The following is a 22,393-nucleotide window of genomic DNA, read 5'->3' as shown; positions in this document are numbered from 1 at the left end:
GGGCGTCCGCTGGATCTGACCGTATATCTCACGAGCGACGTAGCGTTTGAGGCAACGGATGATCTCGCGTTTCGACATGCCCTGCTTGGTGCGTCGTTCGAGGGAGAGACGTGTGCGCGTATCACGGCGACGGCGAGTAACCACGATGCGGTAGAGGGCGGCGTCGGCCGCCCCGCCGATGCCCCCGAATCCGCCGGCTCCCTGCACAACCTCGCCATCCGCCTGGCCCACCTCGGCCGGTACCACGAGGCCGTGATATCCAAGCGTGCCGTCACCGCTGCCGCCATGACCGCAACAACTGCCGTGCTCCTGGCCTCCGGTGACGCCTATGCCTGCAGCATCGGCGACTTCAGCGCGAAGGCGACGTGCGACACCAGCACCGGCGAGGCCCGGGCCGCCATCACGATCACGGACAAGGACCCCTCCGGCACGCCCGCGGACATCACCGTGCGGATCCGGATGGCGGTCGGTACCGACGGCGAAACCGTCGGCACCGGACACATCGACCACCCCACGGCAGCGGGTGCGAGCACGACGATCCTGGTGCCGTGGCTCCAGGGCTACCAATGGAACGTCTCGGTGACGGCGGGCAACCTCGTCGACGAGCGCCTGACGGACCTGCCGATCTCCCCTGACACCCCCTGCGTGCCGGCCACTTCCCCCACATCCGGCACTCACGGCCCTCGTGCGGTGAGCGGGCACAGCGGGTACGACATCGGTGTCGGTCACAAGGGCTCCGCGGGAGACGAGCGAAAGGGGGAGGGGCAAAAGGGAAGAGGCGGAGACCGGCCCGGACCCGAGTGCGGGTCCGGGCGGTGCTCAGGAGAGCGGGACCCCGGCGATCGCGATGCGTTCCATGACGCGGCGTTGCGGGTAGTAGTCGTTGATCGCGTAGTGCTGGACCGCGATGTTGTCCCAGATCGCGACGGAGTCCGGCTGCCAGCGGAAGCGCACCTGGTACTCGGGGATCCGGGCCTGCAGCACGAGCCCGTGGAGCAACTCGCGGCTCTCTTCCTCGCCGAGTCCGACGATGCGCGTGGTGAACGGTTCGTTGACGTACAGCAGCCGGCGCCCGGTCGCAGGATGCCGGACCACCACGGGGTGCTCTACCGCCGGCAGGGTCTGTCGCAGCGCGGCGATCCGCTCCTGCGTCATCGTCGCACCCCAGGTGGGCACCCAGTCGTGTTCGGCCGTGAGGCCCTCGATCCGCTGCTTCGTCGCGTCGGGGAGGTTGTCGTAGGCGGCGCCCATGTCGGCCCACAGGGTGTCCCCGCCGGAGGCCGGGATCTCGACGGCGCGCAGTACCGAACCGAGGGCCGGGGCCGCCATGAACGAGTGGTCGCTGTGCCAGATGTTCTCGTTGCCCACGGCCATGGCGTCCTTGGCCAGCCGGGAGACGCCGGCCCGGTCGCCCTTGGGGAAGAAGGGGTTGGCCTCCGGCTCGCCCCAGAGCCCGGCGAGCGCGGCGTGGTCCTCCGGGCCGAAGTCCCGTTGGTCGCGGAAGAAGATCACCTTCCATTCCAGCAGCGCCTGGCGGAGCTCGTCGGCCAGGTCCGCACCGATCGGGTGGGAGAGGTCGACGCCCGTGATCTCGGCGCCGATGTGCGGCGTGAGCGGGTGAATGCCCAGGATCCGGTACTCGCCCGGAGCCGTGCCGGGTGCGGTGCGCTCCAGGATGCGCTTGCCGAACCGGATCAGTGGCTTGTCGAAAACGGGGTGGGGCGTCGAGGCGGCGGTGCCGGCCATTGCAGTCCTCCACGGCGGGAACGGCTGATTTCATTACCGGCAGTATCGATATTTCAATATGGGGCCGCAAGGGCTCGGGGCAACGAATTTCACGAATCGGGGTGGGCCGGTGTCGCCGTCAGGGCCGCGCCGGGCGGCCCGGCGTCACCGTCAGGGCCTCGCCGCCACGGCACGTGCGACCAGGTCGACCACCTCGTCGACGAAACGGCCGTCGAGCGGCTCCTGCTCTCCCAGCAGGCGGAACACCAGTGGCGCCGCCACCAGGGTCGACGCGGCCGCGACATCGACGTCGGCCCGCACGTCCCCCCGCTCGATTCCGCGCTGCAGAATCACACGCGTCTGCGCCGTCACGCGGGAGCTGTACGTCGCGTACGCGCTCCGCGCGGTACCCGCCTTGGCCGCCGCGCCCATGAGCTCGGCCAGCAGACGGTCCGTGCCGGGCAGGCGGTAGACCTCCAGACGCGCCGTCAGCAGTGCGTGCAGTTCGGCACGGAAATCCCCGAGGTCGGCGACGGAAACCGGGCCGACCCGGCTCTCCGCGGCGGCGAGAATCAGATCCTGCTTGGTCGGCCAGCGCCGGTAGATGGCCGGTTTGCTCACCTCGGCCCGGGACGCCACCGCGTCCATCGTGACCGCGTCCATACCCTGCTCCGTAACCAGGGAGAGCACCGCGTCGAGCACGACCCTCGTGACCCGCTCCTCACGTGGCCGCCCCGGCCCACGCTTCTCCGCCTGGATCTGCCGTCCACCCATGACCACGAGACTAGAGGGCGCCCACCGGCTGAGGCACACGAGGTCGGAACCGTGCGACAGCGGAAATTCGACGGGAGAGCCCTGCCGCCGCTGTCGGCCCTGCCGTGGCGCTTCGCTCCGCCTTGTGTACCTTCCGAGGGATCACGACCTCCTGGGCAACGTTCACGGCGACCAGGCGCCGGGCCACTGCCCGGTACAGTGCCTCCTTCAGCCGCGCCAGAGACATCTCAACCGAGGTCACCCCCAGCCCCGTGCCCGTCTCGCCACCACGAACGCGGCCCTCCCGAAGCGCCCACCTCATCCACGCCTCGACGTGGCCCTCGGCCAGTTCCTGTAGCCGGGCGTGCCCAAGCTTCCCCCAGACACGGCCCAGGGTCATCGTCTAGTTGTAGACGGTGCTCTCCTCCAGGTCCTCCGCCTTCCTGTAGAGCCACTGATCGAGCCATTCGTTCACCGTGATCTTGTTGGGCTCGACGAACCTTTCCTCGTAGCGACGATTCGTGATGCGGGCGTACTCGACCTTCGCTCCCCTCAGCGTTCCGAAGGTACGGGTCACCTGCTTGCGCTTCCCGGTAGCGGGATCGCTCCCCACATCGACCACAAACCGATACCGGACCTGCCCCTTCGCATTCGGGGGCAGCTTCTTTTCCACGCCCGCGAGGAGAGTGAGCAGTTCTGTCCGTTTCGATCAAAACTTCCACGCAGGCACAGGCGCCGCTGCGTTTCAGCGAAGGGCGCCGCGGTCATCGGGAGGCAGCCGAGGTTGCGGGCACCGTGCGCCACGAGGAAGTGCAGCGCGGTCACCGGAGACCGTATCGCCCGTACCCTTCGTGGTGTCTACGGCGTCACATAGCGGGCGCCAAACCACTGGAGGCAACACCCGTGCTGATTGCTCAGCGTCCGTCCCTGACCGAAGAGGTCGTCGACGAGTTCCGCTCCCGGTTCGTGATCGAGCCGCTGGAGCCGGGCTTCGGCTACACCCTCGGCAACTCCCTGCGTCGCACGCTCCTGTCCTCGATCCCGGGTGCGGCGGTCACGTCCATCCGCATCGACGGCGTTCTGCACGAGTTCACCACCGTGCCGGGCGTCAAGGAGGACGTCACCGACCTGATCCTCAACATCAAGCAGCTGGTCGTCTCCTCGGAGCACGACGAGCCGGTCGTGATGTACCTGCGCAAGCAGGGCCCGGGTCTGGTCACCGCCGCCGACATCGCGCCCCCGGCCGGTGTCGAGGTGCACAACCCCGACCTCGTCCTCGCCACGCTCAACGGCAAGGGCAAGCTGGAGATGGAGCTGACCGTCGAGCGCGGTCGCGGCTACGTCTCCGCCGTCCAGAACAAGCAGGTCGGTCAAGAGATCGGGCGCATCCCGGTCGACTCGATCTACTCGCCGGTGCTGAAGGTCACGTACAAGGTCGAGGCGACCCGTGTCGAGCAGCGCACCGACTTCGACAAGCTGATCGTCGACGTCGAGACCAAGCAGGCCATGCGTCCCCGTGACGCCATGGCGTCGGCCGGTAAGACCCTGGTCGAGCTGTTCGGTCTGGCTCGCGAGCTCAACATCGACGCCGAGGGCATCGACATGGGCCCGTCTCCGGTGGACGCCGCCCTGGCCGCCGACCTGGTACTGCCGATCGAGGAGCTGGAGCTCACCGTTCGTTCGTACAACTGCCTCAAGCGTGAGGGCGTCCACTCCGTGGGTGAGCTCGTCGCCCGCTCCGAGGCCGACCTGCTCGACATCCGCAACTTCGGTGCGAAGTCCATCGACGAGGTCAAGGCGAAGCTGGCCGGCATGGGCCTGGGCCTCAAGGACAGCCCGCCCGGATTCGACCCGACCGCCGCCGCACTCGGTGCGGACGACGACGCGGACGCGGGTTTCGTGGAGACGGAGCAATACTGAACGCTGCGCTGCGCCGGTCATAGAGACACCTCGCACACGGGGACAGGAGAAACCTCCACGCTGTTCCCTGCCCGCTGAGCGACCTCAGCCGGGTCCTCGCCCGCGCACAAAACCTGGCGAAGGCAGCCGGCGGCAGAGCGGCGCAGCGCCGGCACTTCATGTACGACCCGCTGCTCGGCCAGCCGCGGTCGTCGGCTTCTGGGCTTGCCTGCTGTGCCCGTCACCCCAGCTGGTCTGGCGCAGGCGACCCCGGCCGGGTTCCCCGCCGTCCTCGGCCACACCGCCCAGGTCACCTCCCCATGCCAGGCCGCCGGGGACCCGGTCCGCCTCACCGCGACGCCCGACGGACCCACGAACGTGGAGCCGGCCACCGCGGTGGTCTCCATCGTCACCCCCGACGCGCGGACCATGGTCCTGCCTCGCCTTCACCGCCATTGCGGCGACCCTCATATGCCACCGCAGACTCCTTGAGTGAAGCGGGGTCCGACACTGCTCGAATCGACGTCAAGTACGTCTGTGAACACGTCCATTGTCAGTGCCGTGCGCTTCACTGTCCGCCATGGAGCTCACGCAAGCGACCGTCAACGACCTGCTGGCCCAACTCGGCCCGGGAGACGGCTACATGTACCTGCCCAGTGACCTGGACCCGCAGGCCCTGACCGACCTGCTCGACGGCAGGTACGGCGCCGCGCGCACCCTTGTCCTCGACGGCTTCACCGATCCGACGGTCGACGAGTCCAGGGGCGCGGCTCTTCACGTCCCCTTCGAGGACCGCGCCGTGAAGATAAGGGCGTGGGCGTACGGGGATCAGTGGGTCGGCACGGGTACGGCGCGAGACGCCGAGTGCACCGAGCGGCCGGTGTTGGTGGTCGCTCACAGGAGGGTGCCAGAACCCTTGACGGTTGCTCCGGACGAGGACGTCGACTGGATGGAGCGACTCAGACGGATCACCGGCTGGATACAGCCCGCCCAGCGGCCGGACGTGGACTGGGCGGAGGTGGAATCGCGCCTGGGCAGCGCGCTGCCGAGCGACTACAAGCGCATGGTCGAGACGTTCGGCGAGGGCGCCTTCGACGGATACCTGGACTGACCCAGGAGCCGTTGACGCATTTCAGGGAGGACGGTCTGCTCGTCTGGGCGGGCACTGAGCACGAGGACCTGTACTGCTGGAGGGCCGACGGTGAGGACCCCGACCGCTGGCCCGTCGTGGTCCAGTCCTTCGACGGCGAGGACGTCCCCTTCGACTGCCAGGCCGCGGAGTTCGTCTGCCGCATCCTCACTGACCCGCACCACCCATTCACGATGGCCCGCTATTTCGACACCCACTGGCTCATGAACTACGCGGCTGACCGAACCCCGCCGCCAACAGCCTCCGCAGCCTGGCTGACGGTGCCTTCGGGGAACAGGGCAGGAACACTCGTCTGCCACAGCAGACTCGCCAAATACAATGACGTCTTGGGAGAGGTGCAGATTACGTGCCCATGTTTGGGATATCTCGAGGGTGGTGTAACGCGGCGGCGGCCGCAGGCCGCTGACTTATACAGGCCCGCGCGACGACCTGTGCGCGTGATGCCGCAGGAAACCCTCCTGGGAAAGACAACCCGGGAGCCTGACGGCTGTACCCCGGCCTGTCCAGTGATGCGCCAGATTGGATTCCCGTGAGCAATACCGAACCGACGCCCGGATACGGCGCCTACGACCAGCCCTCGAGGCGCCCACACCATGACGAGCGGAGCCAGTCCACTGCTCGACGGATAGCCCTGACTGTCCACACAATCGCTGACATCGCCGCCAGTTGCCTGGGGCTGTGGATCCTGCTCCATCTGCTCGGAGCCAATGAAACCAATGTCTTCGTCGAGCTTGTGCACGGAACGGCCAACTGGCTGGCCTGGTGGTCACAGGACATTTTCACTATGGACACGGAAAGCCTTCGCGTTCTCCTCAATTATGGTCTGCCGGCTCTGATTTATTTGTTGGTCGGTCACGGGATCGCTGCACGGCTCGGCCGCGCATGACCACATTCCCACGGCTGGAGAGTCCTGCCGACCAGACGCCCGATGTGGTGGAGCCACGATTGTGCTAGCGGTCACCAGGAATTTCGGGGTCCGATCCGGCGGCCCCGCAGTACGACACCAAGAAGGGCCAGCCCTGTGACACCCAACTCAACCGGAACCGATCATCTTCCGGTCTACGAGAGTCTGGTACGTGAACGCGGTGACGTCGTAGCGGAAGCTCGTGCGGTGGCCGAACAGACGCAGCGTCAGGCAACGCAAGCGCTCAGCAGACACGACGGGGTTCCGCAGGAGCCCGGTCCTCAGTGAGGTGCTCCGTCCCGCCAGGCGGCCGGCATGCCCGACCGGTCCACAGGCCCAGCAGGTGCCGCGCCGGCCCGCAGGTCCACGGGTAGCGCCGGGCTTCGGGCCATGTCACCAAGCGCCATCGGGACTGCCACGGCCGTCGACAACTCACCGACGGTTCACGCCGACACCGGTCACGCCCTCTCTGCCAGAGTCTGTAGTGAAAGTGCGTACGCAGGCGGGCGTGCCGTTGTACTCGTGGGGAGTCCCGGAGACACGCCAGTACTCACTTGGAGTCGTCGATGGCCGTTCGCCGTGTCATGCCCGTCCTCCAGTCGGACGCAGCGTAGGAGAACCGGGAGTTCTATGGCCTGCTGGGCTTCGAGGAGGTCATGAACCTCGGCTGGATCATGCCGCTCGTCTCGCCGTCCGCTCCGGCGGCGCAGGTCAGCCTCATGGCCAGCGATCAGATCCGCCGGTCACGCCGGACATGAGCGCGGAGATCGTGCACCCCTTGCAGGACGAGGAGTGGGGTGTGCGGCGGTTCTTTATCGCGGCCCCAACGGCCGGGTGACCAATGTGCTGAGCCACCGCTGACATCGGCCTCGCGCTGCTGGCAAGGCGTTGGTCACCACACTCGTGGACGACTGCGGCAGCACCTGCCTGCATCTCGAGCCCGGTACCGCAGCGGGGTGACAAGAGCCTGCACCAGCTGCTTCGTACGGTCCTGTGTGCGCTCATGGTGTCGTAGTCAGGAACGATCAAGACATCCAGCCGGAACGGCCTGCGAACATAGCGCCGCAGAGCAGTGTGCAATGCCGGGTGCCACGTGTCTGACTGCAAGATGCTCCCCGTCTTCTTGTCTGCCACGAACACAGGGACGTCCAAGTGGTCCCGCTGCGGCGACGGCCGGGGCCTCCGGGCGTCAACACTCCTACGTTGATCCCTCGTTGGTGTTGGTGGTGCGAGCCCGCCACACGGTGACCTCTTGCGAAGCCCGAGCCGTCAGAGCTCCCGCATAGACCGAGGCCCGTGGGGTGAGCTGGTGTCAGGAACGGCTACTGAGGTGGCGGACCGGCTCTCGCGTCGAGTCCTGGGATCAGCTCGCTGCGTGGTTCCGCATGAGCTCGTGACCAGCGAAAACAGCAATGGGGAGGAACATCTTGGTCTACTGCGGCATCGACTGGGCCGGGCGGACACACGACGTCGCTCTGGTCGACGACAGCGGCCAGTTACTGGCCATGCGGCACATCATCGATGACGCCGCTGGTTACAAGATTCTGCTGGATCTGCTCGTCGAGTACGGCGACAGCGAGGAGAACCCGATCCCGGTCGCGATCGAAACCTCCCGCGGCCTGCTCGTCGCGGTCCTGCGGACCGGCAAGCGCCAGGTCTTCGCGATCAACCCGATGGCCGCCGCCCGCTACAGCGACCGTCACTCCGTCTCGCGCAAGAGGTCCGACCCGGGCGACGCCCTGGTCCTGGCGAACATCCTGCGCACCGACATGCACGCCCACTGACCGCTGCCCAACGACAGCGACCTCGGACGGGCCATCGCTGTCCTCGCCCGTGCTCAGCAGGACTCACTCTGGAACCGGCAGCAGCTGTCCAACCAGCTCCGTTCGCTGCTGCGGGAGTACTACCCGGCTGCCCTGGCGGCCTTCGAGCCCTGGCGCAACGGTCTGTGCCGATCGGAGGCCCGAGAGCTTCTGAAGGCGGCCCCGACTCCGACCCGGGCCGCGCGGCTGACCCACCCACAGTTGGAGGCCGCGCTCAAGCGGGCCGGCCGCAAGCGGGGCATCACGGCCGAGGCCGAGCGGCTCCGTGACGACTACGCTCACCAGCCGCTGCTGATCGAGGACGCGCTGGGCAAGCAAATGCTGGCCCTCCTGGTCCAGTTGGAGGCCGCATGCACCGCCGCCGACGACCTCACCCAGGCCGTTGAAGAGGCTTTCCCTCAGCACCCGGACGCTGAGATCATCCTCAGCTTCCCCAGCCTCGGCGTCCAGCTCGACGCCCGGGTGCTCGCCGAGGTCGGAGACGACAAGGCCCGCTTCGCAGACGCCCTCGGTCTGAAGGCATACACCGGCGCCTCGCCTATCACCCGGGCCTCCGGCCAGAGGTCGAGCATCACCCGGCGTGGGTGAAGAACGACCGGCTCAACCACGCCGGCTATCTCCGGGCCTTCGCCTCCATCACGGCCTCGCCCGGCGCCAAGGCCCACTACCGACGCCGCCGCGACGACCACGGAGACTGGCACGCCGCCGCACAGCGCAACCTTTTCAATCGCATGCTCGGCCAGCTCTACTACTGCCTCCAGCACCACACGCTGTTCGAGGAACACACGGCCTTTCCAACCGCTCTCGCCGCAGCTGCTTGACACGTTGAGTGCCTGAGGTGTCTGGTAGACGGTCTCGTGGACCGCGTGCATCTCCGACCGTCGGGGGAAGCGGGCGCGCAGAGCCTGACACCCGGGCCGGGAGTTCAAGGCAGGCCGCGGCCTCGGCTATCGGCAGGGGGTGACGGCCCGACACCCTCGCCACCCGGCACAACCTGGCATCCGGCTTGCGATTTCCCCCGTACGATGCTCTGGGGGCGTTTTCCCGCAGCGTGGTGTGCTCGTGCATGGGCATGTTCCGATCCGTTGCTTGAGTGGGCTCAAAAGGTGAGGTTGGACATGGCTGAATCGAGGGTCGAGGGGCCGCGTACGGCGCCCCGCAGAACCAACCGCACCACGGGCAAGATCGGCGAGCCGGAGCTGCGGCAGTTCCTTGCCGGCCTGACCGCGGTACGGGATGGGGATTTCGGTACCCGGCTGCCAGACGACGCGGACGGCCTGCTGGGCGAGATCGCTACGGTCTTCAACGGCATGGTCGACCAGCTCTCGCTGTTCACCTCCGAGGTGACCCGGGTCGCCCGCGAGGTGGGTACCGAGGGAACCCTCGGCGGTCAAGCCGATGTGCCCGGTGTCTCCGGCACCTGGGCAGATTTGACCGACTCGGTCAACGCCATGGCGGGCAATCTCACGACCCAGGTGCGCGACATCGCCCAGGTCGCCACTGCGGTTGCCAAGGGTGATCTGTCCCAGAAAATCGACGTGGACGCGCGGGGGAGATCCTGGAGCTGAAGAACACCGTCAACACGATGGTCGACCAGCTCTCCTCGTTCGCCGACGAGGTCACCCGGGTCGCACGCGAGGTGGGCAGCGACGGGCGGCTGGGCGGGCAGGCGGACGTGAAGGGGGTCTCCGGTACCTGGCGGGACCTCACCGACTCGGTCAACTTCATGGCCGGCAACCTCACCGACCAGGTCCGCAACATCGCCCAGGTCACCACCGCGGTTGCCAAGGGTGACCTGTCCCAGAAAATCACCGTCGCCGCGCGCGGGGAGATCCTGGAGCTGAAGAACACCATCAACACGATGGTCGACCAGCTCTCCGCGTTCGCCGACGAGGTCACCCGCATGGCACGCGAGGTGGGTACCGAGGGGCGGCTGGGCGGGCAGGCGGACGTGAAGGGGGTCTCCGGTACCTGGCGGGACCTCACCGACTCGGTCAACTTCATGGCCGGCAACCTCACCGCGCAGGTCCGGTCCATCGCCCAAGTCGCCACCGCCGTCGCCCAGGGCGACCTGTCACAGAAAATCACCGTCGCCGCGCGCGGGGAGATCCTGGAGCTGAAGAACACCATCAACACGATGGTCGACCAGCTCTCCGCGTTCGCCGACGAGGTCACCCGCGTCGCCCGCGAAGTGGGTACCGACGGGCGGCTGGGCGGGCAGGCCGACGTGAAGGGCGTCTCCGGCACCTGGAAGGCCCTCACTGAATCGGTCAACGTGATGGCCGACAACCTCACCGCGCAGGTCCGGTCCATCGCCGAAGTGACGACCGCCGTCGCCCAGGGCGATCTGTCACAGAAGATCCGCGTCGACGCGCGCGGGGAGATCCTGGAGCTGAAGGAGACCATCAACACGATGGTCGACCAGCTCTCCGCGTTCGCCGACGAGGTCACCCGCGTCGCCCGCGAGGTCGGCACTGAGGGCAACCTCGGCGGCCAGGCGACCGTCCGTGGCGTCTCGGGCACCTGGAAGGACCTCACCGACAACGTCAACGTGATGGCCTCCAACCTGACCGGGCAGGTGCGATCCATCGCGCAGGTGGCCACCGCCGTCGCCCGCGGCGACCTGTCGCAGAAGATCAACGTGGAAGCCAAGGGCGAGGTCGCTGCCCTCGCGGGCGGCATCAACACCATGGTCGACACCCTCTCGGCGTTCGCCGACGAGGTGACCCGGGTCGCCCGCGAGGTGGGCACCGAGGGCCGCCTCGGCGGACAGGCCCAGGTGCCGAATGTGGCCGGTACGTGGAAGGACCTCACGGACAACGTCAACTCGATGGCGAACAACCTCACCGGGCAGGTGCGGAACATCGCCCAGGTGACCACCGCCGTCGCGAGGGGCGATCTGTCGAAGAAGATCGACGTGGACGCGCGGGGCGAGATCCTGGAGCTGAAGACGACGATCAACACGATGGTCGACCAGCTGTCCTCGTTCGCAGCCGAGGTGACCCGGGTGGCACGCGAGGTCGGCAGCGAGGGCCGGCTCGGCGGACAGGCAGAAGTCGAAGGGGTATCGGGTACCTGGAAGCGGCTGACGGAGAACGTGAACGAGCTGGCCGGGAACCTCACCCGGCAGGTCCGCGCGATCGCCGGGGTCACCAGCGCAGTCGCAGAGGGCGACCTCACCCGTTCCATCACGGTCGACGCCTCCGGCGAGGTCGCCGAACTCAAGGACAACATCAACTCCATGGTGGAGTCCCTGCGCGAGACCACCCGGGCCAACCAGGAGCAGGACTGGCTCAAGACCAACCTCGCCCGGATCTCCGGGCTGATGCAGGGACACCGGGATCTCCCCGTCGTCGCCGAGCTGGTCATGCACGAGCTGACCCCGCTGGTTTACGCCCAGTACGGCGCGTTCTTCCTCGCCGAAGAAGGCCCAGACGGTACGGAACTAGCGCTGGTCGGGTCGTACGGATTCCCCGACGACGAGCGTCCCACCCGGATCCCGATCGGCCGTTCCCTGGTCGGCCAGGCCGCGCGCGGCCGCCGCACCATCGAGGTGACCGACCTGCCGCCGGGGTACGTCACCATCTCCTCCGGGCTGGGCAACGCCACGCCCGGTGCGTTGATCGTGCTGCCCATCATCGTCGAAGACCAGGTGCTCGGCGTCATCGAACTCGCCTCCGTCACTGCGTTCACCCAGACCCACCGGGACTTCCTGAGTCAGCTGATGGAGACCATTGGCGTCAACGTCAGCACCATCGTCGCCAACGCCCGCACCGACGAACTCCTCGGCGAGTCCCAACGGCTGACTGGTGAGCTGCAGGCCCGCTCCGAGGAACTCCAGGTCCAGCAGGAGGAACTGCAGCGCTCCAACGCCGAACTGGAGGAGAAAGCCGCCCTGCTGGCCTCCCAAAACAGTGACATCGAGGGCAAGAACCTGGAGATCGAGCAGGCCCGGCAGGAACTGGAGGACCGGGCCCAGCAGCTGGCGCTGGCGTCGAAGTACAAGTCGGAGTTCCTGGCCAATATGAGCCACGAGCTGCGCACCCCACTCAACAGCCTGCTGATCCTCGCCCAGCTGCTGGCCCAAAACCCCGGCCGCAACCTCACCTCCAAGCAGGTCGAGTACGCCGGTATCATCCACTCCGCCGGCTCGGACCTGCTCCAACTGATCAACGACATCCTCGACCTGTCCAAAGTCGAGGCAGGCAAAATGGACGTCAACCCGGAGCGGGTGGCGCTGCGACAGCTACTTGACTACGTCGAGGCCACGTTCCGGCCGATGACCACGCAGAAGAGTCTCGACTTCACCATCACCACCGCCCCCGGCGTCCCGCTGGACCTCGTCACCGACGACTCCCGGCTGCGGCAGGTGCTGCGCAACCTGCTCTCCAACGCGGTCAAATTCACCGAGCGCGGCGGAGTGGAACTGCGGATCGAAACCGCGGACGAGGCTGAGCTGCCCAAATCCGTGCTCCGGGACGGTCCGGTGGTCGCCTTCCGGGTCAAAGACACCGGGATCGGTATCGCCAGCCAGCAGCTGGAGACAATCTTCGGGGCGTTCCAGCAGGCGGACGGCACCACCAGCCGCAAGTACGGCGGCACCGGCCTTGGACTGTCCATCAGCCGCGAGATCGCGTTCCTGCTCGGTGGCGTCGTCACGGCCGAGAGCGCCGAGGCCCAGGGCAGCACCTTCACCCTGTACCTGCCCGCGGCCCGCGCGGACTTCGAGGCGCTGGCCGACGGAACCCTCGGTGGAGCCGGCTCTCGGACAGGTGCGGCATCGAGCTCGTCGGAGGGCGAGCGCGCTGTGCCCGCTGCCTCCATTCCACGACAGACCAGGCGGCTGCTGGTGATAGAGGAGCGGACCGGCGGCCTACTGTCACTGGTCGCGGAGAACGCCGTAGCCGACGTCGTGGGCAGCCGCGAGCTGGAGGTGAGCGGGGGTGCTGTCGAGATCGTCACCGCCCGCGGCGCGCAGGAGGCCGCGGCGGCCCTCGCAGCGGCCCCCTGCCACTGCGTGGTCCTCGAACTCGACATGCCCAATGCGGCCGCGTTGCACTTCCTGGAGGCGATGGACGGCGACTCGGCCCTGACCAGCGTTCCCGTCCTCGCCCACAACAACCGGCGCCTGGAGGCCGATCAGGAGCAGCTGCTCCAACGGCGCACCGACAGCCAGCCGCTGGAGCTTCTCTCCAGCCTAGATGAGCTGCGCGAACGGATCGCCCTGCACCTTTCGGCCGAGGAACCCGGCCACGTGCTGCCGCTGGTACGCACGGACGAGGAAGTGTCCCCGTCGGCGCGGCAGCGCGATGGCAGTCTGGCGGGGCGTACCGTCCTGGTGGTTGACGACGACGCCCGCAACCTCTATGCCCTCAGTGGCATCCTGGAACTCCACGGCATGCAAGTGCTGCACGCGGAGAACGGACGCCTCGGCATCGAAGCCCTCACCCAGCAGCCCGGCATCAGCCTCATCCTCATGGACGTGATGATGCCGGAGATGGACGGCTACGCCGCGACCGCCGAGATCCGACGCATGCCCGCCTATGCAGGGCTCCCCATCATCGCCGTCACCGCCAAGGCGATGCCCGGCGACCGTGAGAAGAGCTTGGCTGCCGGCGCCAGTGACTACGTCACCAAGCCCGTGGACGCGGACGACCTGATGGCCCGTGTACGGCGCTGGTTGCAGCCCTGATGCCGCTCCCGGCGAAAGGGTCCGAGGCACCGGCACGCCCCGCATCCGCAGGTCTCTCATCCACGGTTCAAGGAGGAGCAGCACGGTGATCAAGTCGGCCCAGCAACCCGGCGAGCCGGTCCCGCAGGTCGGTCCGGGCACGGAGATGTGCGCCAGTGCCGGCTCCCCGCCCGCGTCCGAGGAAACCCCAGTAGGCCGACTCGCCGCCACCGTCGAGCGGCTCCGCAGGGAGGTCCGCTCCGCCCACGCGGCCGCCGACGGCCGGGCCCTGATCGAGGTCGCCAAGGGCGTCCTCATCGAGCGGCTCCAGTGCAGCCCGGCCCAGGCGAGCCGACAGCTTTCCCTCCTTGCCGACCAGGCGGGCGTGCCGCAGCTGGAGCTCGCCGCTGACATCATCAACCAGTCCGCCAACGACCGGCTCACCGAGATCACCAACGACCTCGTCCTGAACGTCGCCAACAACCCGCAGCCCCAACGCGAGAAGGTGCCCACAGCGGTCCGGCTGCGTACCGCGGAAAGCGGCGCCCTGGCTGCCAAGGACACCCAGGCGGTCGCCGAATCCCTCCTGGAACACGCCCTCGGCCCGTTGGGCGCCCGCGCCGTCGCCGTGTGGGACACCGGCGCGGACGGCTCCCTCACTCTGGCAGGTCACGCCGGATTCACCGTGGAGGAGGCCACCCGGTGGCGCTACGTTCCCCCGGGTGTCGCCACCGTGGCCCGGCAGGCGCTGGCCGACCGCGCCCTGGTGAGGATCCCCACGCCGGCCAGGTCCAAAGTTCCCTCGATCGGTCAGATTGAGATACCCGACGCCGGCCGGATCGCCGTCCCCGCCGGGACCGGCGGCCGGATTCTGGGGGTGCTGGAGATCTGCTGGCCGAACACGCTGCCCGCGCCGTCGCCCCAAATCGACCGGCAGATCGAGGCGCTCGCCGAACTCTGCGCGCACACCCTTGAAATCCACGGTCCCGCCGCACCCGACACCGCCACGACGGGCCGGGGCGGCAGCGTCGACGCCGACTACCTGAGCGAGATCGCGGACAGCCTCTACGACCCGGCCCTGGTGCTGCGGCCCTGTCTGGACGACGAGGGCCGCCTCGTCGACTTCCGGATCCACCACGTCAACGCAGGCTTCGTCGACCCGGCGGGTCGGCCGCACAACGCCATCAGCGGCACCAACATGCTGGAGGCCTACCCGAGGTCCGCCGACGCCAGCGGTCTGTTCGAACACATCGAACGGGTCTACGCCACCGGCGAGCGATTTCGGTCACAGCGGATGACCCTCACCGCGTTGGTCGACCAGGTCCCGCTGACCTCGGTCGCCGACATCAACCTCAGCAGGCACGGCGACGGCATCCTGCTCATCTGGCGCATCGAGGACGAGGCGGCCCGGCTGGCCCATCTGCTCCGGCACGCCCAGCGGCTGGGGCGGATCGGTGGGTTCGAGGAGGACACGACGACCCGCGAGATCACCTGGAATGATCAGCTGTTCGCGCTGTACGGGCAGCCACTCGCCGCTGGCCCCATTCCCCTGGAAGAGTTGCCGGCCTACGCCCACCCCGACGACGCCCTTGCCATCGGCCGCTTCCTCCGCACCGTGCTTCACCGCCGCCGCCCCGCCTCGACCGCCTTCCGGCTACGCCGCCCGGACGGCGTCACCCGCCACATCCGGGTCGTCGCCGAACCCGTCCTGGACCCTCGGGGCAAGCTGCTGTCCCTGCGCGGCGCGTACCAGGACATCTCCTCCCAGCACTGGACCGAGGTCGCGCTCGCAGCGACGCGGGACCAACTGGCCCACAGCCAGGAGCAGTCCGCCGAGCGCACCCGACTCGCCCTCCAGCTTCAACACGCGATCATGCCGCCCACCACGGAACCGCTGGTCGTGCCGGGCCTTCAGACCGCCGTTCGCTACCGGCCGGCCGAGACGGACACCCTGGTCGGCGGAGACTGGTACGACACCGTCGCCCTGCCCTCGGGGAAGATCTTCCTCTGCGTCGGCGACGTCGCGGGCCACGGCATCAAGGCTGCGACCAGCATGGTGGTACTGCGCAACGCGCTGCGCGGCCTGGCCGTCACCGGCGCGGGACCGGGCCAGCTGCTGACCTGGCTCAACATCGTGGCCCACCATCTGACCGACCAGGTCACCGCCACCGCCGTCTGCGGCCTGTACGACCGGAACGACCGCACCCTGCGCTGGGCCCGCGCCGGACACCTCCCCCCTGTCCTCGTCCGGGCCGGCCAGGCCTCCGCACTGCCGCCACTGAGGGGCGTACTCCTGGGCGCGGTGGAGGAGGCGACTTATGAGGAGGCGGAGCTGGAACTGCGGGCCGACGACACGCTGGTGATGTACACCGACGGCCTCGTGGAACGCAGAGACGACCCGAACCAGGACTCGCTCAGCCAGCTGCTGACCATGGCCCAGGTCTACGCGGCCGGTCCCCTGGAGCACCAACTCGACCAGCTGCTCACCTACAGCACTGCCGACACCGACGACGACACCTGCGTCATCGGCATCCGCCCGACGTAACAGAGCCCCGGCGCGGGAAAAGCTTCTTCGTCCCGCGCCGTCGCGGGAAAGTCCGAAGTTTCGCCCTTCAGCAGCGATACGAGATACCGCAGAGGAGGGCGCCCCTATACCCCCGGGCCAGCGGTGTTCACACGACCGACGGGGCTGGTTTCCCACTCACGTGAAGCATGCCGCCGGCGAGGGGCTCCAGCGGCAGAGCACGATGGGTGTTGTGCTCTGCCCACGGTGAGGTAGGAAGGTTCCTGTTTTCCGGGCTCCGATGCGACCTCGGAGCAGGAAGACGCTGCGGCTGGTCTCCGCTTCGACGGTCACGGGGCGGCGCCTTCCTCCGCAGCCTTGCGGGCAGCCGCTCGACTCCGCCCGGGCGCGTGCTCTTCCCGGCACGGCCTTGTCCAGCGGAACGTTTCGCCCGAACTGCGCTGGTTGAACGGACATGAGCCACGGACGGCGCACCGTTGTGCTCTATAGTTGGCTGGCTGTAATCCGGCATTCAACATTGCGGTAGGCCCGGACGAGACGCCATTCAGCGGCACCTGACGTAGGGGAGAGAATGTGAAGGCCTCCCACGGCATGGACGGATCCGTCGCGGTGCCGTCGAGCAGCGGAGCTGCGCTGGAGGTGGCATCCTTGTCCGGTCTCTCTGGTTTCCGCGCAACCGGTGAGATCGGCGTGATCACCCGCGCCTCCTGGGACCAGGCGCTGCAGCGTCTGGCGAGGACGCATACAGACGTCTCCCTCGTGGATCTGTCCGGTGTGACGTCCATCGATGTGGGTGGCGCGGCAGCTCTGGCAGTCACTGCACAGAACCTGGACACGGGCCGGATCGTCGTGGACCGGCCGCCGCCGGAGCTGCCGCGCATTCTGGACATGTTCTGGCCTGGCGTTCCGACGATTGAGGTTGCGGCGCGATGAGTACGGCCACTAGCAGTGAACCTTTTGTACACCCGGCGCTGATTTACCGCGGCACGGAGCAGTACACAGCGGCCACACTGCCGTTCCTTCTGGAAGGGCTGGCCGCCGGAGAGGCCGTCGCGGTCGCCGTTCCCGGACCCAACCTGGAGCTGATCAAGGCCGGACTCGGATCGACTGCGGACCGGGTCAAGCTGCTCGACATGACCGAGGCCGGTCGCAACCCGGGGCGGATCATCCCCCGCGTGCTGCGGGCCTTCGCCGACGCTCACTCCGCCGGCCGGGTACGGATCATCGGAGAGCCCATCTGGGCCGGTCGCACCGCGGTGGAGTACCCTGCGTGCGTCCAGCATGAGGCGCTGATCAACGCCGCGTTCCGGGGCCGCGAGGTGACCATCCTGTGCCCGTACGACGCGGACCGCTTGGAGCCGCAGGTAATCGCCGACGCCTACGCCACCCATCCCGTCGTCATCAACGCGGACGGCGAACTGGCCAGCGAGACCTACGACCCCGAGCGTGCCATCGCCCGCTACAACAAGCCGCTTGCCTACCCTCCCGACGCGGCGACCTTCTCGTTCAACACGGAAGATCTCCCCAAAGCCCGCTACTTCGCCGTTCAGGAAGCAGAGCGACTGGGCCTGGCCGGTGTGCGGCTGCAGGATCTGACGTTGGCGGTGGCGGAGCTGACCACCAACAGCGTGAGGCACGGCGGCGGATCGGGGACGGTGCGGATATGGGCCGAGGGCGAGCAGATCGCCTGCGAGGTCCACGACCGCGGTTGGCTGACCGATCCCCTGGCCGGCCGGCGGCCCCCGGCACGCGACCAGTTGGGCGGCCGCGGCCTGATGCTCGTTCACTACGTCGCCGACCTCGTCCGCCTCCACACCGCCCCAGAGGGCACGACTGTCCGCTTCTACCTCACCCACTGACCGCCCGGCCGAATCGGACCGAGGCCGAGGCTCAAGCCACCCTCCGCGACCGCTCCCCAAGATCTGTGCCAGAACCCAAAACTCAGGCGCTCCCCGTCGGCCCTCATCTGACGATCAGCGATATCGCTCCCCGATGAGATCGGATGGTGTCGTCGCTGACCGACATACGGTTCACTACTCACGCACACAGCCAACCCCCATCCCACCAGGGCGGATGAGGATTTCGGCAAGGGCACGGTGACGCCTACAACCGCCTCGGTGGCGTTCGATTGCAGGGGATGGTCACGACCCTGGGCCCGTCACCGCGCACCTCGACCACCACAGGCATGAGCCCTGTCCGACCTGGCACATACGCTGTCGCGACGGAACTGAGATCCTGAAGGTGGAGGCGGCATGTCTTTGACGTGGCTGGAGACGGAGGGCGGCCCGTTTATCGTGGTTCCACGCACCGCGCTGGCGCACTGGTCGGGAACGGAGGGCGACTACGACCAGGCTTGCGCGGTGATGGATTTCGTTGGAGTCCTCGCACTGCCTGACGGAGCTGAGGCGCTGGTCCTGGGGGACGAACCTCTCTCCACCGCCTACCTTCCTGAGTATCGAGTCCTCGTCCGCTGGTGCTACGCGGAGAGCGAGGATGGTGTCGCCGACTTCATCCGGGCTGGGCTTCCCACCGCCGAGTGGGAGGAAGGACCTGTACTGAGCACCACTGGCGAGCTCGTGATGTTCGATGCCGCCCACTTCGGCACCGAGGTCGGGACACTCACGGACAGCACCGCTCTCGAACTCGCCGCTGGCCGCTACCGGGTGGACTCGGCAAGCATCGAACCCGACCACCTGACGTCCTTTCGCGTCCACCGATTTGTCGAGCTGGCCTGACCCGACGTTGTAAAGATCCCGGGGCGTCGCTGCTGAGGGTCACTGAAGCAGGATCATCTTGCGTAGGAGTTCGAATCCGGCTCGCCCGTAGAGCTGCCTTTTGATCTTCTTGATGCGGTTCACGGCGCCTTCGATATGCCGGAACTTTAGTCCAAGGTGAGGCCAGCTATCACGGCGTCGAGGTCCCGGAGCAGGTGGAGTGCGAAGCCGGTGAGGCCGGGTAGTTGGCTGGCGTCGACTGCGTCGATCCAGGCAGGGAGCACAGCTGATGGGGATTCTTGAAAACGGCTGTGTCCGCAGTTCCGTGAAACGGGTACCGGCAGGGTGGCCAGATCGATTGTCATCGGCTCGTGGCAGAGTGCGCGGTCATGGAGATCCACACGTTCTGGGATGTCATCGAAGCCGCGCAAGCCGGGGCTGCCACAATGGGCGAACCGTTTGACGAGGTTCTCGTCAAGCAGCTCGCAGAGAGACCGCGGCAGGAGATCCTGGAGTATGCGGAACGCTTCGATGAGTTGCATGACGCCCTGTATCGCTGGGATGTGTGGGCGGCTGCTTACCTCATCGGGGGCGGGTGCTCCGATGACAGTTTCATGGACTTTCGCGCCGGTGTGATCGCCTTGGGCTGTCAGTGGTACCAGCGCGTGGCCGCTGACCCCGACAGCCTCGCTGCGCACCCTTATGTCGTTCAGGCGGCGAACGTCCAGGACCGTTCCGAGGTGCTGTTCTACGAGGACGTGAACTATGCAGCCAGCGGGGCGTTCGAACGGATCACGGGTGATGCGGATGCCTTCTACGAAGCCTGGCGCAGTTTCCGCGGGGCTGACACAGAGAGCGACAACACGGTTGATATGGGCGAGGATTTCGATTTCGACGACGACAGGGAGATGAGCCGTCGGCTTCCCCGTCTGGCCGCCCTGTTCCTTGGCACAAGCCTCTGGAAATGAGGCTCCCGCAGTTCCGTGATGCTCATGGCTGGGTGAGGATGCGGGCTCGGAGGAGTTCGAACGAGGCCCTGCCGTACATGGCTCGTTGGAGTGTTTTCACGCGGTTCACGTGTCCTTCGACCACACCGCAGCTCCACCGGAGGGTGAGTCCGGCGGTCACTGCGTCGAGGTCCTGGCGGAGGAAGCCGGCGAAGCCCTTCATGGGCTTCGGCGCGTCCTGCTCGGCCTGCCGGATCCACTCCAGCAACAGATATCCGCGCTGGTGACGGACCAGGTCGGCGCACGCTCGAGCGAGATCGCAGGCCCGGGTGATGTCCGGCCAGGCGAGCCGGACTTGGAGGAGTCGCTCGTCCTGGCTTTCGGTGAGCGTCTCCCGGGGCCGCATGATCCACGAGGTGATTTTGCGGGGGCTCGGAATGTCGGCCCGGACCGGGGCGGCGGTGCCCGCGCGAAGGGCAGCGAGGTGTTTGCGAACGACCTGGTGGCTGCCGCGGTAGCCGCGAGCCTGGATCTCCAGGAACAGTCGGGTGCCGCTGACCTGGCCTTGTGCTGCGGTGAAGCGGGTGTTGGGGTATGCCTTGAACGGCTCCAGGACGCCGTTGGGGTGGCGCTCGCAGGCGGAGGCCAGCAACTCGTCGAGGCCGGTGTCGCGGAAGCGGCGCACGGTCTTGCGGTCGAGGTTCAGACGGCGGGCGATGACACTGATCGTCCAGCGTTTCTCCAGCAGGCGGTGGATGTCCTTGTAGCGGTGGCGGGTACGTTCGATGATCTGGGTGCGGGGCAGTTCCGCGGGCGGTAACAGCATCGGGGCCACCTCCGGCACCTCGGTCACCGTCTCCTCCTCGGCACGTTTGCGCAGGCAGTCGCGGTGCTGGTGGCAGGTCTTCTCCACCGCGGCGGACAGGTTCTGCAACAGGTGCCAGCGGTCGGCGACTTCCAGGGCATGAGGGGCGGCTTCCTTGACCGCCTTGGTGTAGGCGCTGGCCCGGTCCCGGCAGATGATCTCGGCGCCGGGATGGCTTTGGAGCCAGGCCGCGAAGGTTTCGGAGGTGCGGTCGGGCAGCACGTCCACGACCCGGCCGGCTTCGACGTCGACCAGCACGGTGCCGTAGGTGCAGCCCTTGCGGAAGGCAAACTCGTCCACCCCCAGCACCCGCGGCGCACGGTCCGGAACCGACGGCGCTACCAGCAGCCTGAGCCCGGGTACGGCCCGCAGCCATCCGCAGGCGACGGCACAGCCGTGCGGCCGGACGGCCGCCGAGCTCGATCGCGATCGACCGCAGCCAGCCTGTCAGCCCGGTGCTGGAGCGGCGGCGCCGCTCGGACAGCCCTGGCACCTGCTCGACGAACGTCTTACGGGAACAGCTCTTCCGGTCACCGAAGTACCGGCGGACCCGCAGCCGGACCATGACCCGGCGGGAGCCCAACGGCTCCTCATCCAGGGCACGTTGGTACGTGCTGTGTCTACGTCTCGCCCGCGTCCCGCAGTCCGGGCACCAGCCCGGCCGAGCGGTGGACACCGCCTCCACCACGAGGACGTCGGAGGAGTCGCTGACGCGCTCCACTCGCACATCGATCCCGGGAAACAGCACAGCCTCGACCGTCTTGCTCGCCATGCCGGGACATACTCCGCCGAAACGATCCCTCGCTCGCTCCGCCGACCTGGGGATTCACGGAACTGCGGACAGAGCCAAATCCAAATATCCCCATCAGCTCCCAGAACGGTGCATCGGTCTGCATGACCAGCACGATCACCGTCTAGGACTTACCGCGGCAGGGACAACCAAGAATTTGATGGATCGTCACTTTCGGCTGCCGGGCGGGTAGGCGTACGCGGTCTCACTCGACCCGCCCCCTTGCAATCGAACACCAAGGTGACGCTCCGCGACCGCTCCCCAAGATCTGTGCCAGAACCCGAAACTCACCGACAAGCGGTGTCGGCTACCACCCACAAAGCCACTCTTCCGGTTACCGCGTCGCGCGGACCCGTCGTCATCATCCGCACACGGAGCTTTGAACTTGTACTGCACCGGCTTCCGACCAAATCGGTCGGCGTGCTCATCACAGTGGGTTCGGCCATTACGAGCGTCACGAGCTCCCTCGTATCTCGCTGACGAGCCGCATCGGGGTCCTCGCCGGCTCGGGGCCGGCCCTGACACGGCGGGGACCGCACGCGCTTACAACCCCTTTCGGCGCCCTTGGTCAAAGCGGCGGTTACTCATGGGCGGTGCGGTCCCCGCGCGTTGCCTCACGCCCCCTGAT

General features: G+C 67.6%; 16 protein-coding genes and 4 pseudogenes. 13 read left to right on the top strand and 7 right to left on the bottom strand.

Annotation, left to right across the window (positions count from 1 at the left end; all coding sequences use genetic code 11):
- Positions 1–326 precede the first annotated feature (326 nt).
- From AAFF41_RS49035 to AAFF41_RS49020, 4 genes are all read right to left on the bottom strand, one after another.
- Positions 327–533, bottom strand: coding sequence for a hypothetical protein (locus AAFF41_RS49035; RefSeq protein WP_343326127.1), 207 nt, complete (start codon positions 531–533; stop codon positions 327–329).
- Between the two features lie 286 nt (positions 534–819).
- The gene (locus AAFF41_RS49030) at positions 820–1,746 is read right to left on the bottom strand and encodes a TauD/TfdA dioxygenase family protein (RefSeq protein WP_343326126.1); all 927 of its coding nucleotides are present in this window, start codon (positions 1,744–1,746) and stop codon (positions 820–822) included.
- Positions 1,747–1,896: 150 nt separating this feature from the next.
- Positions 1,897–2,499: a TetR/AcrR family transcriptional regulator gene (locus AAFF41_RS49025; protein ID WP_319753664.1), complete on the bottom strand. Its 603-nt coding sequence runs from the start codon at positions 2,497–2,499 to the stop codon at positions 1,897–1,899.
- Between the two features lie 382 nt (positions 2,500–2,881).
- Positions 2,882–3,151: an Arm DNA-binding domain-containing protein gene (locus AAFF41_RS49020; protein ID WP_319753665.1), complete on the bottom strand. Its 270-nt coding sequence runs from the start codon at positions 3,149–3,151 to the stop codon at positions 2,882–2,884.
- A 230-nt stretch (positions 3,152–3,381) separates the two neighbouring features.
- Here AAFF41_RS49020 and AAFF41_RS49015 point away from each other — a divergent pair, with 230 nt between their 5' ends.
- The 4 genes and pseudogenes from AAFF41_RS49015 to AAFF41_RS49000 all read left to right on the top strand — a co-directional run bounded on the left by AAFF41_RS49015 (position 3,382) and on the right by AAFF41_RS49000 (position 6,413).
- On the top strand, positions 3,382–4,398 hold the full coding sequence (locus AAFF41_RS49015) for a DNA-directed RNA polymerase subunit alpha (RefSeq protein WP_343326125.1): 1,017 nt from the start codon (positions 3,382–3,384) through the stop codon (positions 4,396–4,398).
- A gap of 258 nt (positions 4,399–4,656) precedes the next feature.
- A pseudogene (merB, locus tag AAFF41_RS49010) lies at positions 4,657–4,812 on the top strand (organomercurial lyase); the annotation flags it as partial.
- A gap of 145 nt (positions 4,813–4,957) precedes the next feature.
- The gene (locus AAFF41_RS49005) at positions 4,958–5,488 is read left to right on the top strand and encodes a hypothetical protein (protein WP_343326124.1); all 531 of its coding nucleotides are present in this window, start codon (positions 4,958–4,960) and stop codon (positions 5,486–5,488) included.
- A 568-nt stretch (positions 5,489–6,056) separates the two neighbouring features.
- Entirely contained in the window at positions 6,057–6,413 is a 357-nt protein-coding gene (locus AAFF41_RS49000) for a hypothetical protein (RefSeq protein ID WP_319754485.1), read from the top strand.
- A gap of 147 nt (positions 6,414–6,560) precedes the next feature.
- Here AAFF41_RS49000 and AAFF41_RS48995 read toward each other — a convergent pair whose 3' ends face one another.
- Positions 6,561–6,686: a hypothetical protein gene (locus AAFF41_RS48995; protein ID WP_319754486.1), complete on the bottom strand. Its 126-nt coding sequence runs from the start codon at positions 6,684–6,686 to the stop codon at positions 6,561–6,563.
- Between the two features lie 380 nt (positions 6,687–7,066).
- Between AAFF41_RS48995 and AAFF41_RS48990 the strand changes: the two are divergent.
- The 9 genes and pseudogenes from AAFF41_RS48990 (at position 7,067) to AAFF41_RS48950 (ending at position 20,131) form a co-directional block, all read left to right on the top strand.
- A pseudogene (locus AAFF41_RS48990) lies at positions 7,067–7,292 on the top strand (VOC family protein).
- Between the two features lie 551 nt (positions 7,293–7,843).
- Positions 7,844–9,075: pseudogene (locus tag AAFF41_RS48985) on the top strand (IS110 family RNA-guided transposase).
- A 297-nt stretch (positions 9,076–9,372) separates the two neighbouring features.
- A complete protein-coding gene (locus AAFF41_RS48980; RefSeq protein ID WP_343326123.1) occupies positions 9,373–9,822 on the top strand; it encodes a HAMP domain-containing protein in 450 nt (149 codons plus the stop codon).
- A 17-nt stretch (positions 9,823–9,839) separates the two neighbouring features.
- Positions 9,840–13,946, top strand: a complete 4,107-nt coding sequence (locus AAFF41_RS48975) for a HAMP domain-containing protein (RefSeq protein ID WP_343326122.1) — start codon at positions 9,840–9,842, stop codon at positions 13,944–13,946.
- A gap of 145 nt (positions 13,947–14,091) precedes the next feature.
- Positions 14,092–16,470 (top strand): SpoIIE family protein phosphatase, encoded by a 2,379-nt coding sequence (locus AAFF41_RS48970; protein ID WP_343326473.1) that lies wholly within the window; start codon positions 14,092–14,094, stop codon positions 16,468–16,470.
- A 552-nt stretch (positions 16,471–17,022) separates the two neighbouring features.
- A complete protein-coding gene (locus AAFF41_RS48965) occupies positions 17,023–17,382 on the top strand; it encodes an STAS domain-containing protein (protein ID WP_319754488.1) in 360 nt (119 codons plus the stop codon).
- Positions 17,379–18,308: a sensor histidine kinase gene (locus tag AAFF41_RS48960; RefSeq protein WP_319754489.1), complete on the top strand. Its 930-nt coding sequence runs from the start codon at positions 17,379–17,381 to the stop codon at positions 18,306–18,308. Before AAFF41_RS48965 ends, AAFF41_RS48960 begins: the two co-directional genes overlap by 4 nt.
- A 399-nt stretch (positions 18,309–18,707) precedes the next feature.
- Complete coding sequence (locus tag AAFF41_RS48955; protein ID WP_343326121.1) at positions 18,708–19,184, top strand: Imm21 family immunity protein; 477 nt, start codon at positions 18,708–18,710, stop codon at positions 19,182–19,184.
- A gap of 368 nt (positions 19,185–19,552) precedes the next feature.
- Entirely contained in the window at positions 19,553–20,131 is a 579-nt protein-coding gene (locus AAFF41_RS48950) for a DUF4240 domain-containing protein (protein ID WP_343326120.1), read from the top strand.
- A gap of 22 nt (positions 20,132–20,153) precedes the next feature.
- Here the strand turns inward: AAFF41_RS48950 and AAFF41_RS48945 are convergent, their stop codons facing one another.
- Both AAFF41_RS48945 and AAFF41_RS52040 read right to left on the bottom strand, forming a co-directional pair.
- Positions 20,154–21,320, bottom strand: coding sequence for an ISL3 family transposase (locus AAFF41_RS48945; RefSeq protein WP_343326472.1), 1,167 nt, complete (start codon positions 21,318–21,320; stop codon positions 20,154–20,156).
- Positions 21,321–21,522: 202 nt separating this feature from the next.
- A pseudogene (locus tag AAFF41_RS52040) lies at positions 21,523–21,747 on the bottom strand (transposase family protein); the annotation flags it as partial.
- Positions 21,748–22,393 lie beyond the last annotated feature (646 nt).

The organism is Streptomyces mirabilis, from assembly GCF_039503195.1.
Taxonomy (GTDB): domain Bacteria; phylum Actinomycetota; class Actinomycetes; order Streptomycetales; family Streptomycetaceae; genus Streptomyces; species Streptomyces mirabilis_D.
This window is presented reverse-complemented; position numbering and strand designations above follow the sequence as displayed.

Bases quoted from the DNA above. Each gene is read 5' to 3' on its own strand.
- AAFF41_RS48970 (WP_343326473.1), top strand. From the start codon at position 14,092: ATGTGCGCCAGTGCCGGCTCCCCGCCCGCGTCCGAGGAAACCCCAGTA.
- AAFF41_RS49005 (WP_343326124.1), top strand. From the start codon at position 4,958: ATGGAGCTCACGCAAGCGACCGTCAACGACCTGCTGGCCCAACTCGGC.
- AAFF41_RS48975 (WP_343326122.1), top strand. From the start codon at position 9,840: ATGGTCGACCAGCTCTCCTCGTTCGCCGACGAGGTCACCCGGGTCGCA.
- AAFF41_RS49025 (WP_319753664.1), bottom strand. From the start codon at position 2,499: ATGGGTGGACGGCAGATCCAGGCGGAGAAGCGTGGGCCGGGGCGGCCA.
- AAFF41_RS49030 (WP_343326126.1), bottom strand. From the start codon at position 1,746: ATGGCCGGCACCGCCGCCTCGACGCCCCACCCCGTTTTCGACAAGCCA.
- AAFF41_RS48980 (WP_343326123.1), top strand. From the start codon at position 9,373: ATGGCTGAATCGAGGGTCGAGGGGCCGCGTACGGCGCCCCGCAGAACC.
- AAFF41_RS48950 (WP_343326120.1), top strand. From the start codon at position 19,553: ATGGAGATCCACACGTTCTGGGATGTCATCGAAGCCGCGCAAGCCGGG.
- AAFF41_RS48960 (WP_319754489.1), top strand. From the start codon at position 17,379: ATGAGTACGGCCACTAGCAGTGAACCTTTTGTACACCCGGCGCTGATT.